At 48.4% G+C, this 314-nt stretch carries 1 protein-coding gene; it reads left to right on the top strand.

Features of this window, described 5'->3' with window-relative positions; all coding sequences use genetic code 11:
- Window positions 1-314 (top strand): Tar ligand binding domain-containing protein (locus FDX22_RS31745; protein WP_255433022.1); only part of this gene is annotated, 314 nt, incomplete at both ends.

The following is a 314-nucleotide window of genomic DNA, read 5'->3' on the forward strand; positions in this document are numbered from 1 at the left end:
TCAGCCTCCCGACTTGATGGAGAGCTATCGGCGTTTTTATAGCGGTATTCAGGAGCAGGCCGATGGATTAATGCAATCCAATAGCATTGATGCGTTTTTTGCCGTGCCTGTGCAGGCGTTTCAGACAGACTTTAATGAAAATTATGCACGTTTTCAGCAAGACAGTTTCCAGCAGACGGAAAAAGGGCGAGAACAGCTGTTGACCAGTCTTGAACGTTTACAGCACCTCTTTTTATTTATTCCTCTTGTGCTGGTGGTGATTGCGGTACTGGTCTGGCGCAGTATGTCCCGCTGGGTAATCGCGCCACTGAGAC

Source organism: Citrobacter sp. TBCS-14 (genome assembly GCF_005280805.1).
Taxonomy (GTDB): Bacteria; Pseudomonadota; Gammaproteobacteria; order Enterobacterales; family Enterobacteriaceae; genus Citrobacter; species Citrobacter gillenii.